The 14,595-nt window shown below is 45.8% G+C and carries 16 protein-coding genes; 2 read left to right on the plus strand and 14 right to left on the minus strand.

Annotated features, from left to right (window positions below):
* Window positions 1-196: hypothetical protein (locus K6T99_11690; protein ID MCL6520480.1), on the minus strand; the 196-nt coding region annotated here is incomplete at its 3' end.
* 9 nt (window positions 197-205) lie between these two features.
* On the opposite strand from K6T99_11690, the gene K6T99_11695 reads away from it, so the two are divergent.
* Both K6T99_11695 and K6T99_11700 read left to right on the plus strand, forming a co-directional pair.
* Window positions 206-472, plus strand: coding sequence for a sugar phosphate isomerase/epimerase (locus K6T99_11695; protein ID MCL6520481.1), 267 nt, complete (start codon window positions 206-208; stop codon window positions 470-472).
* Window positions 473-582: 110 nt separating this feature from the next.
* Complete coding sequence (locus tag K6T99_11700) at window positions 583-2,109, plus strand: sulfatase-like hydrolase/transferase (GenBank protein MCL6520482.1); 1,527 nt, start codon at window positions 583-585, stop codon at window positions 2,107-2,109.
* 12 nt (window positions 2,110-2,121) lie between these two features.
* Here K6T99_11700 and K6T99_11705 read toward each other — a convergent pair whose 3' ends face one another.
* The 13 genes from K6T99_11705 to K6T99_11765 all read right to left on the minus strand — a co-directional run bounded on the left by K6T99_11705 (window position 2,122) and on the right by K6T99_11765 (window position 14,476).
* Window positions 2,122-2,508: an OsmC family protein gene (locus K6T99_11705; GenBank protein ID MCL6520483.1), complete on the minus strand. Its 387-nt coding sequence runs from the start codon at window positions 2,506-2,508 to the stop codon at window positions 2,122-2,124.
* A gap of 361 nt (window positions 2,509-2,869) precedes the next feature.
* Window positions 2,870-3,829, minus strand: coding sequence for a ribose-phosphate pyrophosphokinase (locus tag K6T99_11710; GenBank protein MCL6520484.1), 960 nt, complete (start codon window positions 3,827-3,829; stop codon window positions 2,870-2,872).
* Window positions 3,826-4,092 (minus strand): BON domain-containing protein, encoded by a 267-nt coding sequence (locus K6T99_11715; GenBank protein ID MCL6520485.1) that lies wholly within the window; start codon window positions 4,090-4,092, stop codon window positions 3,826-3,828. Before K6T99_11715 ends, K6T99_11710 begins: the two co-directional genes overlap by 4 nt.
* 92 nt (window positions 4,093-4,184) lie before the next feature.
* Window positions 4,185-7,295 carry a heparinase II/III family protein gene (locus tag K6T99_11720; GenBank protein MCL6520486.1) on the minus strand — a complete coding sequence of 1,037 codons (3,111 nt, stop codon included), beginning with the start codon at window positions 7,293-7,295 and terminating at the stop codon, window positions 4,185-4,187.
* A gap of 242 nt (window positions 7,296-7,537) precedes the next feature.
* Complete coding sequence (locus K6T99_11725) at window positions 7,538-7,735, minus strand: DUF2795 domain-containing protein (protein MCL6520487.1); 198 nt, start codon at window positions 7,733-7,735, stop codon at window positions 7,538-7,540.
* A 127-nt stretch (window positions 7,736-7,862) separates the two neighbouring features.
* Window positions 7,863-8,945: a GHMP kinase gene (locus K6T99_11730; protein MCL6520488.1), complete on the minus strand. Its 1,083-nt coding sequence runs from the start codon at window positions 8,943-8,945 to the stop codon at window positions 7,863-7,865.
* A gap of 55 nt (window positions 8,946-9,000) precedes the next feature.
* Entirely contained in the window at window positions 9,001-10,836 is a 1,836-nt protein-coding gene (locus K6T99_11735) for a family 10 glycosylhydrolase (protein ID MCL6520489.1), read from the minus strand.
* A 201-nt stretch (window positions 10,837-11,037) separates the two neighbouring features.
* Complete coding sequence (locus tag K6T99_11740; GenBank protein MCL6520490.1) at window positions 11,038-11,346, minus strand: hypothetical protein; 309 nt, start codon at window positions 11,344-11,346, stop codon at window positions 11,038-11,040.
* Window positions 11,343-11,597 (minus strand): hypothetical protein, encoded by a 255-nt coding sequence (locus K6T99_11745; protein ID MCL6520491.1) that lies wholly within the window; start codon window positions 11,595-11,597, stop codon window positions 11,343-11,345. Before K6T99_11745 ends, K6T99_11740 begins: the two co-directional genes overlap by 4 nt.
* On the minus strand, window positions 11,590-11,844 hold the full coding sequence (locus tag K6T99_11750; protein ID MCL6520492.1) for a hypothetical protein: 255 nt from the start codon (window positions 11,842-11,844) through the stop codon (window positions 11,590-11,592). The genes K6T99_11745 and K6T99_11750 overlap by 8 nt, the downstream gene beginning before the upstream one ends.
* 101 nt (window positions 11,845-11,945) lie before the next feature.
* On the minus strand, window positions 11,946-12,389 hold the full coding sequence (locus K6T99_11755) for a hypothetical protein (GenBank protein ID MCL6520493.1): 444 nt from the start codon (window positions 12,387-12,389) through the stop codon (window positions 11,946-11,948).
* A gap of 54 nt (window positions 12,390-12,443) precedes the next feature.
* On the minus strand, window positions 12,444-13,079 hold the full coding sequence (locus K6T99_11760) for a hypothetical protein (GenBank protein ID MCL6520494.1): 636 nt from the start codon (window positions 13,077-13,079) through the stop codon (window positions 12,444-12,446).
* A gap of 497 nt (window positions 13,080-13,576) precedes the next feature.
* Window positions 13,577-14,476 (minus strand): DEAD/DEAH box helicase, encoded by a 900-nt coding sequence (locus K6T99_11765; GenBank protein MCL6520495.1) that lies wholly within the window; start codon window positions 14,474-14,476, stop codon window positions 13,577-13,579.
* Between the last annotated feature and the right edge of the window lie 119 nt (window positions 14,477-14,595).

The raw sequence follows: 14,595 nt of genomic DNA on the forward strand, positions 1-14,595 counted from the left end.
GTCGGCCCGGGGCGGGCGGGCGCAGCACCCGCAGGCCGTGGGACCGCAGCAGCGCCCCGATCGGCTCGGCGAGCGGCTCGCCGGTGGCGGCGTCCCGGGCGTGGGCCTTCACGAAGAACCGGTCGGTGCGCCCCAGGTACCGGCCCATCCCGGTGAGCACCTTCAGCTCGGCGCCGTTCACCTGGATGTCGGCCACGCAAATCTAATGACTGAACATAATCTCACGCTTGAATTAGCTACGTTATTCTGCGACAGGCTCGAACACGTACATTTCTCTGATAATAAGGGGGGCGAACTTGATTTACACCTCCCACTTGGCGTAGGTCACATTGACTGGAAGTGGATCGTACATATTCTCAAGCGTGTGGGCTATGATGGTACTATAACCCTCGAAATTTTTTCCGAAGATCGTGATTATCTACTCTTCAGCCGCGATAAGCTACGAAGATTATGGGAGACAGTAAAAATTTAACTATCACTCCCCCATAAACACCCCCCTACCATTGATTTCTCACGCCGAAATCTGTAGAATGCGTAAAATTAGTAACATAGCTTTCGTCAACAATTCAGGAGGCGGCTTTCATGCGTTATACTAGGCGCGAATTCATCAAGGCTGCTGGCGGTTTCGTGTGTGCATACACGCTAAGCCCAAATCTCCTAGAAGCCAACCAAACAGTAAGCACAAACATCCTCTTTTTAATAACTGACCAACATCATCATGGGGTGCTCGGCTGTTCAGGCAATCCATTGGTCAAGACGCCTTATATAGATAGACTAGCATCACAAGGTGCCCGTTTTACAAATGCAGTATGTGCAACGCCATTCTGCTCCCCCACCCGTGCTTCCTTTGTAACAGGGCAATGGCCACATACTCATGGTATTGTACGCAATATCGAGAAAGGCGATGTGGGTTTAAAAGACGATGTTGTCGCCTGTGAACAAATCTTGTTTGACAAAGGTTACTGCACTCGCCAAATGGGCAAATGGCACCTAGGCAATGTTCGCGATCTGCGTTGTTACAACAACGATGAAGAAGATACCGTCTCCCAACAGACATATCATAAATGGCTAAGAAAACAGCCTGTTGAAAGATGGCATAAACCCCGGGAGGGAGATGCCATTATTGACGATGCAGCGTTAACACCTGAAATGGCAAAGCTTTTCGAGGTATGGTCTAAGGAGAAAAACCGTTCTGCACAAAATCTCGCCTACATAGGCCGCTCCTTATGTCCTCCTGAGTATACCTTTGAATCGTGGCTTGCTGAGAGGTGTATCGAGCTTATCAAAAAATACAAGAATGGGCGTTTTATGATAACGTATTCGGTTAGCCCGCCACACCCATGCTGGGTCGTACCGGAGCCATACTACAGCATGTATGACCCAGCAAAAATTCAGTTTTCGCCTAATTTCACCCACCGTCCCGAAGCATACAAGAATTCCCAACCCGCCCGAATTGGACAACTGATGAGCGATGATCTCTTCCGTGAATATCTGCGATGCTACTACGGCTTAGTTACAATGGTTGACGATTGCATCGGAAGAATACTTGACGCATTGAAAGCCGAAGGGTTAGAAAAGAATACGCTTGTCGTATTCACTAGTGACCATGGCGATATGCAAGCAGGTCACAGAATGGTGGGCAAATCACTCCCAACTTTTTATGAAGAAATAGTGAGAGTGCCGCTAATAATCCGCTACCCCGGACACATAAAACCAGGAACGGTAATTAATACGCATGCCGCGTCGGTTGACCTTATGCCTACTTTCCTTGACTATGCCGGTGTGAAAATCCCTAAAAGCGTACAAGGAATTTCACTTAGGCCATTGCTTGAAGGAAAAATAAAGGAAAATGACCGACCTGCCTTTTGCGAACGAGGATTGGGCGACAAAGGGTCTTTCAGCAGAATGATTCGTACAAAGAAATGGAAATACTGCGTTTTTGCTGACGGCCGCCGTGAACTATTTAACTTAGAAAAAGACCCTTGGGAAACAAATGACCTTGGCATGAACTCAGCATACAAAGATATTAAGCAAAATCTACATAAACAACTAATAGAACATATGGAAGCCACCAAGGACCCTGCTCTCGCTAAATTGGGAAAAGCTTAAATTATTATATTTTCAAACTAATTCAATCTTGACTTCAGGCGGATTGTGAAGTGTGTTATGTATTAAACACTGCTTTGCTACCACCATGATAGCCTGATGTCTATCTTCTGGTACTGCAGCAGGCAAATTTACCTTTACGTTTAAGCTAGTAATCCTAGCTGAAGGTTTATCTTCCTTTTCGTAACCCACTTCAATATTTAAGCCTTCGGTCGAAATCGCAGATTTGTTTAAATAGTTTGCAACATACACACCAACACATGAACCAAGCGAAGCTGCGAGAAGTTCCGGCGGCATCATTCCTGAATCTGTTCCACCTAGGTCTGGAGGCAAATCTATAACGATGCGATGCCCCCTTGATTCCGCAATAAACTTCTGCCCACCTTCATAAGAAATAAGCACTTTTCTATCCCCTTTCGAAAGTTCGAATTGTCCTTGCTATAGTTAATCACCTTCACCGAATCTTTTATTGGCCCTTACCAAGGGTAAATAGCAATCCAATTATAGCACCTAAAGCAATGCTAACGTACGGATTGCATGTAATTTTTCACCCACCTCCCAATGCCTTACTAACAAGAAATAGCATATAACCAGCAGCGCCGCCTAAAATCAATCCAAGAATTATTTTCATCCTTTTCAGCCTCAATTCAATCTTTGGATAAATTGCCGATTAACGAGACCGTATTTATTTTAACCTTGTCTTTTGTAAAACCCTTTTCCTATTAACTTTTTTCCATGAATTATTGTGGTTCGATTGGTCTCATCAAACAAACAATTGACTTACTGAGCTATCGGTATGGATGCTTCTGATGGCGTCCGCAATTAAGTGGGCGATAGAAACAATGCGGAACTTTTTAAGAGTTTTTCCAGCAGGAAAAGGAATTGTATTTGTTACCAGTACCTGTTTTATGGCAGCATTTGCAAGGCGACTGATTGCCGGCTCCACAAAAACCGGATGAGTAGCAGCCACGTAAATTTCCTCCCTAGCTCCATGTTCGAGCAAAGCTTTCACACTTCTTTCAATCGTCCCTCCGGTTGTTATCATATCATCAATTATGATAGGACGTTTCCCTTTCACATCACCAACAACATGAACTGCTTCTGTAAGTTCTGGCCCAACACGTCGCTTGTGAATTATAACAACGGGCAGACCAAGGCGGTTTGCATATTCAGTAGCTAACTTAACACGACCTGCATCAGGAGAAACGATAACAGCATCTTTTATCTCAAGTGAATGGAGCTCCCGACACAAAGCCCCAACAGCAGTAAGATGATCAACTGGAATCCTAAAGAACCCTTGAATTTGGGGAGAATGAAGGTCCATGGCAACAATCCTATCCGCCCCACCCGTAGTAAGCATATCAGCAACCATACGGGCTGTGATTGGCTCCCTGCCGGTTGTTTTCTTATCTTGCCGTGCATAGCCATAATAAGGGATTACAGCCGTTATTCTGCCTGCAGATGCGCGATACAATGCATCAAGTATTATTAGAAGTTCGGTAAAATTTTCATTTACAGGTGGGCAAGTCGGCTGAATAACAAAAACATCCTTGCCTCGAACGCTTTCCTCTATCTGCACGTGAATTTCTCCGTCAGGAAACCGCGAAACATTCAAACGCCCAAGGGTACGGTCGAGCCTAATCGCTACTTCAAGCGCCAGCTCTGGGTGGGCTGTTCCACTAAATATCTCAAGCTCACCACGAGGACGCTGAAGTTCGCTCAAATCCCCACCTCCAATTGATTTTCTATTTTTACCACGCCAAGGACTTCCGATGCCGCCTGCTCAGCCTCTTGCTTGGCTAACTCATCTCGAACTTTTCCTTTTAGGATAATAACCCCATCGTTAACGATTACTTCTATATCCTTTGGTTGTATCACATCATTTTCATTAATTAGGTTTATTACATCTTCACGAATCTGGTCCGATGTCCGAAAAACACTTGACTGAGCTGGCCCTATTAGACTGCTATCATATTCCGGCTGCATGTTTGCACTCCTTCCCTGGCCAGATGGCCTTATATTAGGCTAATGACCCGTATTTTTCATACCCTCCATTTTTAGGCTCGAAAACAAGGGAATTAAAGATTGAAGGTAAAAGTGCCGATATCTAGGGGGAAATCCTTTGCGTTAAGGTGAACTTGGGCAGGAGTATTGCATTTTGCTTGCAGCTTTTTGTTTTCGCTCACAATATGAACAAACGAGGGAATTTCAAACATGTCACCATCTTGTATGTCATAAATTATAAGTGATTTGCCCTTTGGAAAAATTGACGCATCTGGGACAAGAATCGTTCGCTTACCACCGGCGGCAAGAACATTAATTATTCTTGAGCTTCTACCGTCTTCCCCTTGAATAAGCTTTCCGCGATAATAACCCGTATCCGTGCGGATACAAGATGCAGCTTTCTCAAGGGGAACAATATTGTGGACCTCGTGCATTCCCGGCTCGTCATCTGGACTAGTGAACCCTTTTCCGAGAACTAAGGTATCTGCGTCAAGCTGGATTATAAATCGCCCACATTTCCTTATTACTGACTTAATTCGGTAAGCAGATTTATGACTGTAGTCTCTCCTGCCTATGTATATAATTTGCCCAACAAGAGAACCATCTGTTGGAAGCTCACGTGTTGTTTCTATTTGGCAACTGTCGTAATCAACTGAATTAATCCGACCCCAATACTCTGATATCCCAGTCGTGATTGTTATTCCGCTGGCTGAAACATGCGTTCCACCAATCAATAATGCTTCGCACAATTTGCCACGCTTTGTCCTAACGAATGCAAATCTACCTTTCAACCTAATAATTTCACCATTAGTAGAAAACTCATATTCCTTCGTAGGATTAATCGAGGAAAGAACATAATCTTGAATATCATTGTTAATATCAACATGCAAGCCCACAGGTAATCCATCATCATCATCTTTTACAGCTAAGCGCCCAACGTCGATACCAGCACTCATGCCTTCGTATGGCTGTAAAACACTCGCAAAAGCCGAAGATAGGTCATCACCTTTCCTTCGCACAATTGCAAAGAGCGCTTTGGGGAACTTAGGCAAAACTCCAGGCGCTGTTGCAGTAACGATTTCGGACCCCGGTGGTGGTGCAAGGTATATCTTCAGCATACCTTGACTTTTTGAATCTATTGCCCAGTTTGCCGAGCAGCTTTTTCCTATAGGTCCATGCCGTATATCATACAAGAAGCCATACCCATTCCCAGGAGGTGGATTCCAGTAAGGCCTTGCATCGCTTACGCCAATTATGTCGCCGTCTGGCCCAACTCTACGCCCCCAATCATACTCCTTGCCTGCTAGGCTTCCTTCGCTGTCCAAATTGCTAAGTTCGCTGCCCTCGACAGCAAGTCTATCACCAATGGCATGCCAAAAAAGATCATGACTATCCCCACCTCGAACACGAAAGATGTCTGCAAGATATAAACACTCGCTATTAGTCCCAACGAGTGCAAGGGTTCGTCGGTAAAGTGATACCCCTTCTGACTTGTATGAATTCTCTGCCGAAGCCTCCACCATTCTAATCGCGTTTCCCTCAGCGAATAGATGAGCACTTCCGCCTGTCAAACCCTCAAGCATCTGCGAGCGTTCATTGACAACTACCAGGTTATGGCTTGCGGTTTGATGAGCCCACCCTTTTTGGACGTGCGCACTGCCTAGCACATAACCAAGGTCATACGTAAGCTCTCTGCCTAGTGCAAAAAAGTTTATGTTAAGATCATCCAAATGCCCATGGCAAACCGAAGGTCCATATCTCAAAAGTACTGCGCTACCTTTCGGTCCATCACCAGCCCTCAAAATTGCTATTCCTTTTCCATCAAGAAGCTTTGACCGTTGGGGCTGAAAAGTTTCAACTCTTACCTTTGGTATAGGTTCAGCATGAAAGAGTAGCCAGGTTTTATTAGGCAATGAAGCTCTTGCGGTCTCAACATCGCCGTCAGACATCTTATTAAGCAACCTTGCCCACTCTTCTTTGGCCTTTTGTGAACTTGCTCGCCTATAAAGATATTCTACTCGCATGAACGAGAGCGGTTCGAAGGTCTTGCTATCGCCTTCAAGCTTCACTACGTCGGGCAAACTATCTCCAAATCTTGGCTTGTGTCCTGCGCACATCATATCCAATTCGCTATAAGCCAATGCTTTAGATAGTTTTGGGTGCTCATAGAGATTGATTCCATTTGGGTACTCAGGACTCCGATAGTTCACCAGCATTTCAGCCATATCAATATATAGGTTCAGCGCATGGTCAGCATATCCAGTCGAAGTTTCAAAGTATTGCCCATCACGGTCCAGATTATTTTCTATGAAATTCCATACATTTTGAGGACCTTTAAGAGCCCATTGTGTATAATTATCATCGCCTAAGATAAGCCCAACTACCAAAACTCCTCTAGTAAAATCTGCTTGCCCATTGGTAAGACCATAAAGCCCTGTTTGGGACTGCTCTAGGCAGTAATCTGCACCATTTCTGAGCACATTTTCCTCAACTGCTTTTCTTATCGTTGCTTTTCCAGTCGCAGATGGTGCATTCAACGCAGGGCTGTCGTACAAAAGATCAAAGTACCGTGCGAAATGAACCAATACTCTTGCAACTTGGTATTGTGTTCTCTCAAACCGTCCTCCAGGAGCGCCGGGGTAATCAATTGAACCAGTAGTACATGTGGGATATGCTTCCGCTATTCTATCTAAAAGAACCGATGCCGCATGAGCATACCGCTCATCTTTGGTGAGGATGTAGGCGTTTGAAAGAACATCTAGTGCACGCAGAGTAACTGCTTGGATTGCAAAAGAGTTATATATTCCTACGAAGTAATAGTGCTTTCCGTTATTATCAACCCAGCCCTCGCCATTATCGGGATGCTTTTCATCTGGAAAAATACGCCCGCACGAAGGGCATTTAACCTTAAGTGGGCGCGAGAAATCGCATATTCCGCCTGCGCCCCACCAAGGCCAGGAGACATGACACTCCGGACAGCTTGAAAATCCATAGGCGTATATGGACCCCGGTGGAGGAACACGCTCTCTTAGCTCTGCGTCTGAAAGCGAAGCCCATTTATCAGCCTCGCTAATGATTGCATCGAATATCTTGCGAGCCCATGTGTAGCGCTCAATATTTGTTTTTGCCCGCTCAACATCCGACGCTGTAATATATAAATAAGGATGAACTCCTTCCGAAGCCATGCTTATCTCGGCACTTTTTGAACCAAGCACTGCTGCCAATAAAAAGCCTAAAATAAATCTTACAGAAAAACAGCTCATTTTATAATTTCAAAATGAAAAAACGGATTCCACCCAAGGGTAGTATTCTATGGGCTGGGGTTTAATCCTGCTGATATCAAAAATAATAAGCTAAAATACTTAAAGCACGCTGGCTTGCATGGAAACCAGCGTGTATTTTTCGCAAAGAGGAAGCAGGGAGGCTATTACATTATTTCACTGAGGGCATCCCATACACTTGCCATGCTGTAATACAAACCATCAGGCGGGTCAGGCATTTCGTAAAGAATGTCTAATACTTCTGGTGGCGCATGGCGGTCCTCGGCATAATCAATAAGTTCCTGCTTCGTAGCAGGAAAGTCGAGTCCCTCAAGGTATTCCGCAACAGCAGCAATAGAAACCATAGCGGCACCTCCTTCGAAGGAATTATTCTCAGACTCTACTTTCCCGCCGATGAACAATCTCAAACAAAACATTTAGATTCGGTTTTAACTAAAACACTATTATCTCGTTTATGCCTCTCATTAAAGCTTACTGTCCTGATTCTTCCTCTACTCGTGCACCCTGGTCTATAGTTAGCATATATGCCTTGCCGCCTGCTCTTTCTAGTGCCTCGGCTGCTTCACATTCATGACCAGGAGCATATACAAACATGCACCCCCCGCCGCCTGAGCCGTTTATTTTTCCACCAAGAACCCCAGCTTCTAATGCCGCTTGAAGCATGCAGTCTATCTTAGGCGTTGAAACACGAATGCCATCCCTCAATTGTTCGTGATGCCTTGTTAGCAGTTCGCCCAGCTTCCTTGGTTCAAATTTTCCTTGCAATAGCCTAATCGCCTCAATTGTTATGTCTCGATTGATTAAGTTCGCTTTTACTTTAAGTGCCGAAGCTTCAGGGAGAAAACCAATTAAGCTTTCAACCTCGCTCAACGGAGTCTTGTGGAGGTCGAAATTTGGATGCAATTCTTTCAGTTTGGCGATTCCATCTACCACATCAGTTTTTGAACCAGCCAAGACCCCAAGCGTTTCCTTCTTTTGAAGTGAATCTGCCAACACAAAACCGCTCAACTCCACTGGCAAGCGCTCCGCACGAAATGGCGGCTGGCAGTCAACATAAATGACTCCCCCCAAAGCGGCGGCAAAGTGGTCCATCATGCCGCCAGGCTCACCAAATTCGAGGACCTCCGCCTGATGGCCTAGCCGCGCTAGGTCCTCAGGCGAAAACTGGTTGCCCAAACCCGCTGCTTCAATGAGAAATTTAAGCCATGCAATTACCAGCGCAGACGAGCTTGAAACACCGGCATTAATTGGGATGGTGCCGTATATCTTGCAGTCATAGCCGCGCTTGAGACTCCATCCTTTGCGGCGAAGGACATTGACACACGACCGAAGGTAATCCCTCTTGTGTTTGTAAATGATTTCGCCACTGAGTTCAATGCAGTCGTGCTGACCGATATCAGGCATGTCTATGGTGAGAGTCAAATCATTTCGAGCTCTGCCTTCAATCCATATTCTAAGGTTAATCGCAGCCGCTATTACCGGCAGTCCTAAGAAGTCCTGATGTTCGCCAAACAAACATATTCGCCCTGGGGCAGAAACCTTCAGCCTTTCCATATTCCTCTCCTACATTTTCCAGCCTGCTTTTAAAATGCCGGCACTATAAGCCAATCTACTGCTGAAACCTAATTTCTCCAAATCGTTTTGGAGTATGCAGCGAACCATAGGTCGGCGACCAACAAGTAGTTTCAGCTTCGCTGTATACAAGCACGCGATTGCGGCAAAAGTTTGCCCGCCACGATTCGCCGCTAACTGGCATTTTGCCCAATGAACTAAAGGGAACTGATACCTCAACAACCCAGCCATTGCTTTCTCTTCCCGCCGCGGCCCTCCAATCAGCGTTCCATGACGCATCATAACCTTTGGCATCATAACGAACCCCTTCGGCATTCACCACAAAGTGGAAATAATCTTTTGAGTTCCATCCAATGAAAATTTCCACCGAGTCATCTTGGAATACTAGTCCGTCCCGTTCTCTTGCTTTTGTGTGCACTGCGTTTAACTTTGGCTCGAAACACTGAAAAGCTATGTACAAATTATTATTGTCGTACGTCAACATTACTATCGTAGGCTGAGTAGCTTCCTTACCTAACAAAGTATATTCTATCTTAGCTTTTGCCGCCGAGCGCCAAATTGAATCATCCAACTTCCCATCAATTGTCGGCGCTTCTGACGCACTTCGAGCTTCAATTGACGGAATTGGCAACACAAAATCTGGAATAAATATATCTGGTGGTTTGGGTTCCACATACTCAGCCGTTTTACTCCAAAACAACGCATTATCGGTTATCTGCTTTGCAAGCCCAAGTTCATGCGAAGCCTCCTTCAGCACATCGGACGAAGCCGGTGCTTTAAGCTTCTTTCTTACTTTCGCCATGATGCGCCTAACTTGCTCCAGCGAAGCACGAAACGGAAGCCCAGCCTTTTTCCTAAATGGCCCAATAGCCAGCGTTTTCAAATGCCTTTCGTCAAGATACGCCGATGCAAAGAGGCTTACCCCAGCAACTCCGGACTCTCTGGATATGCTTATCTGCTCAATCATTTTTTCAGGATTCTTATCAAGAAAAAAGAGCCCAATGCCCGGCGCAAGAAACGAAAAGAAACCTATTGACTCCACCGCTTTGGATATGGTCCTCTGAAAATCCATTGCACCCCGGGTGTAGCTCATGGGTGCCAAGAAGTCTACCCACCCATTCACAGCCCAATGCAGCCAATCTTGAAGCACGCTTAGACGTGCCCCCTTTGCGTCGGGAAAAACAGCCGCCGAAACTTTGAGATTCTGCCTGGTCTTTCTTAACTCGCTGCTGATATCGCGAACAAAAGTATTCACAAGGTTTTCGCGCCACATATGCCAGATAACCGCCTGATTGGTAAAGTCCTTTATTTCCATTGGGTCAATGCCATGTTCTTTCATAAACTTTCTCCGACAGCGGTCGCAATAGCAAGTTGGCACTGGTTCTTGGTAGTCGAACCGAATGTAGTCGAGCTGGATTCCATCAACGGGATACTTCACCACCAGCTCTGTGATTGCCCGCATAAGTAGCCGACGGGCAGCAGGATGCGAGGGGCACAGCCAACAGCCACCTCTTTCGGATAAAACCTTCCCTTCTTTATTCACCGCAGCCCAATCAGGATGGCGTTTCAATATTCCTCCCATGTCGTTAATATTGCCAACTCTGAATACCCAGACCCAAGGATGTACCTCAATTCCACATTTGTGAGCCTCGTCTACCAAAATGCCAAGCATATCTATGCCGTCCCACAAATCCATCTGTGTGAGATATGAGCTTGGATAAGCAGAGTAGCCATTAAAAATTACTTCGGGATAGACAATATTAATGCCAGCTTTCGCATAACTTCGGATCAACTCGCGAATGCCCTTCTCGGTCTTTGGGATGCTCTTTCTATCCATCCACACACCGCGTATCTCAACCGACCGCGAAGGCATTGATGCCGTCAGGACCACGGAACCTGTAAATAAAAGGAACAAACTCAAACAACAATTACGCAAGGCTCGCATAAAAATCGCTACTCTCCCACAGCCTAAATAAAATCTTGGAGATGTTTCAGTGTAGCATCCAATAAAACGAGGTGTCAACGCAAGATGAGGTTTCTCTTATTCTTGCCGGCTTAAACACTTACTGAGGAATTATCTGTAACCAAAAGAAGTTATTGCGGTTGAGATTATTGATTTGAACCGTGCTTTCAGTCCTCTACTTACTGAGGAATAGTCTGTAACTGCCCTCCGGTTTCCCAAAGCCAAATCGCCGCGATAAGCGCTCCGATGCCCAGAACCGCGGCCAGATCTTTCAGCGTAGTCAGCTGTCCGTACGCTGTCGCAGTAAGCGCCAGCGTCAGCACAAATCGCACTAGCTGATCTGCAAGCTCTCCCATGCTTATCTTCTCCCTCTTGTTGTTGTTCAAGCCAGCTCGCCGGCTCAGATGTCAACGGGTTCATCTTTTCGAAACTTCTTGCGGCAGTTTTATCTCAAGCCAATATGGCGGCTCTATCCCATAGCGCGAGCACGCTTCAAGCATGAGCGCGCGCAGAAGATCCCAAGTCCCGTTCGCCGCCGCATCCATCCGCTCGCTTACGTCTAAAAATCGGTTCTTAAACCGTTCGTATTCTAGCCGTGTGAGCCGTCTGTATGTTGTCTTCAGTATTTGCTGAACATCATCTGGCAAGGGTCGTTTCCGCGACTTAGCCATTGCTTTTTGCCTCCTTCTTCTTTTTGGATCCGCCTCTGGTCCCCTGTTGCTTGAGTTTTTTGCGCAAAGCATCGACTTCAGCTCTCGTTATGCCCGCAAGCTTCAGGAAGTCATCGTAAGTCAGTTCGGGCGGCTCTTCAGAGAAGTCGCCGTGGACAATGGCCTTCTGGCCCGCGGCTTTTCTCTGCACAAGCTCAAGCTTGTGCCTTTCGACGCTGTTGTCCATCATCAGTCTTATAATCGCCACGTCGGACTTCTGCCCAGGCCGGTAGATTCGGCCCTCCCTCTGCTCAAGGATATCCGGCCGCCAACTTTCAGTCTTCTACTTACTGAGGAATTGTCTGCAACTTATGAATGCTGGCATTGATCGTCCTCATCCTCAACTTCCTTCATCAGCTCCGCAAGCGACTTCACTACTTCCTCGGCGTTGTGCGGATGGGCAAGCACTTCCGCATAGCTTGACATCCAGCAGTAAATCTGATATGCAAAAGCGGCGATCTCGGCGGCCGCACTCCACCGGTCTTTGGGCGGCGAAAGCGGCAGAATAGCAGACGCAAGCGCAAGACTTCGCTGTTCAATATAGCCAGAAACAGCGTCGATGTCCGAAAGAAACTCAAAAAACTGACCATTCGGTCGACATCTGCCGCATTTTTCTTTGTTTTTATCAAACTCATGGCAATCTCCTTTACTTGTAATTGCTCCTTTGCTATCCCTAGTCACTCTGCAAGCCAAACAAGTATTCGCGCATGTCTCTGTAAGCTTGCGCCCGAACTTCCGCATAGCGAGCTTCAAGCTTTTTCTCGTAGTTATGCGAGCGGCTAGCCTTGCGCGCTTTCAGTCCTCTACTTACTGAGGAATTGTTTGCAACGTCAAATCCGCCACGGCGTTCAACCGTTCACCAATGCGCCCTAATTGCTCATTGATAAGGTAATGGCTGGCATCCAGCAGTTGTGAAGCCGACGCATAATTGCGGCAGGGAAACGCTCCGACGATCTTCGCAGAGAAATCTTCACGGCTTATCTTCTTTTTGTCAAGACCGCCAAGTTCACTGTAAACGTCGCCGCTCACAAATGTGATGACCTTGCTTCCTTTCCCGTGTCGCCCTACGCAACCGAACCTTTGTAGAAACGAGTTACCTTCGCATTCTTCAGTGATTAGAACATCAGCGTCAAAATCAACGCCGACTTCTACCGCCGACGTTGAAATAAGCACAGCTCTCTCCAAATCGGTAAAAACGTTTATCAAGCCTTCACGCGCCTGCTTTGCCATGCTACCCGAATAGATGATAACAGGCACGTCAGTATCCTTCCACAAGCCGATGTGCCGACAATCGATGTCTAGTTCACCAGAATCTAAACCTGCTTTAACTGCCTCACGTATTTTATCCGCTTCGTCCTTTTCAACCAGCCATTCCAACCATCGTAGATAGACCGGGCGATGACTAAAGCTGCTAGTTGGAAGTTGAGCTGGATCGGCATTCATCTCAAAGGTAAGTCGTTTTGTTAGTAGCAACGCTAATTCATTATCCAAGCCTGCAGAAACAAAAGTATTTGTTAGGTCTGAAAACTTAGTTGCTTTGCAACAGATAGGATCATCTGCAATGTTGCTCAACTTCTCTACTGTGTCAGTGAGCCATTCGTCAATGATGGCTTGTTGCTTATCTTCGCCTTCTACCCGCTCTAACCGATTACGTACGGCGCCAATAATGCGATATGGCAAAGGGCGATTGTTCAAAAGAGACTCCCACGTCTCACCTGTGCGTTGGCTTCGTTCATGCACAGCTCGTTTGACCTGCCAGCATTGCCTCTCTAAAATCTCAGTGGTGTGGGCGACGACCTCTTGCAATGGCAGTTTAAGCTCTACTCCATCTCGGGCATCTGCTAGAACAACGTCTTTCGCGCGAAATAATTTTTCGTTCAGTTTGTCTAGGATTTGTTTCTCGATGCTTTTTTTCTAACAATTCAATTAAGTCCCCAAACTTAACAGCGCAAAAATTTTAGGCGATGTTCGACAGGAATTGCGGATGACTCGTTGACCTTACATTTTTCAAATAATTGGTGCGCCATGCGAGCTGAATTGCAGATGACTAATACCTTATGGCAACCTTTATTAAGCGTTTCATCGACAGCGCTTACAAAACATTCAACGCGGTTTCTCAAACTACTAGAATGAAATTCTACTTGCACATCACAGCACTTGGATTTTCCACAAATTTGTTTTGCGTTGTTCAGGCATTGTAATGCTCTTGTCGGCGTTGCAGTAAGAATGTGAAGTCGAAGTGTTCTACCTATGAAATTAGCAAGCGTTTTTATACGTCTCCACAAATGCTCAAAATTTTTCAACATTAATCCGTTAAATAGATGCGCTTCATCCAATACAAATTCGTCTACCTGACATAATCTATAAAGAAGCAGGGCGTTATATTTTACATTTTTTCGAAAGAACCAATAGATCTCATCAGGTGTTGCAAGAAGAATGCGCTTACTCAGACATTGTATGAGCTCAGAGCGCGACATTCCTCCCTGAATTTGTCCTATCTGATTACTAAAGCCAATTGCTTCTGCAAGAGATTCCATAACTCCCCTTTGATCCTCGAGGAGAGCAACTGTAGGGTACATAAACAAGACTTTACTTATTTTTCCTTGCTGGAGCTTGCAGAAGAGTGGAATAGCAACTGCCAAAGTCTTGCCGGATGCAGTACCAGCGGTAAGCATGACCTCCTTATCTTTAGAGATAATATGAAATACATCGTTCTGGTGTTCGAATGGTAGTACATCTTCCCTACCCAGGTAAGAACGCAAAAGTATTAAATGCTCTTTACGTACCCTTCTTTTGTTTTCAAAAATAGGACGAGTATTCTGCACAATAGCTCTAATCATAAACTACAAATCCTCTTGAATGATTTCACTGCCTGCCAACCTATTTTAGCCGCTGAAAATCAATATTTCATATCACCACATGAGAATTTTGGGAAATTCTTTTTGGGGTGGTGGGGTGG

The sequence above is a fragment of the Armatimonadota bacterium genome, assembly GCA_023511795.1.
In the GTDB taxonomy this organism is placed as follows: Bacteria; Armatimonadota; UBA5829; order DTJY01; family DTJY01; genus JAIMAU01.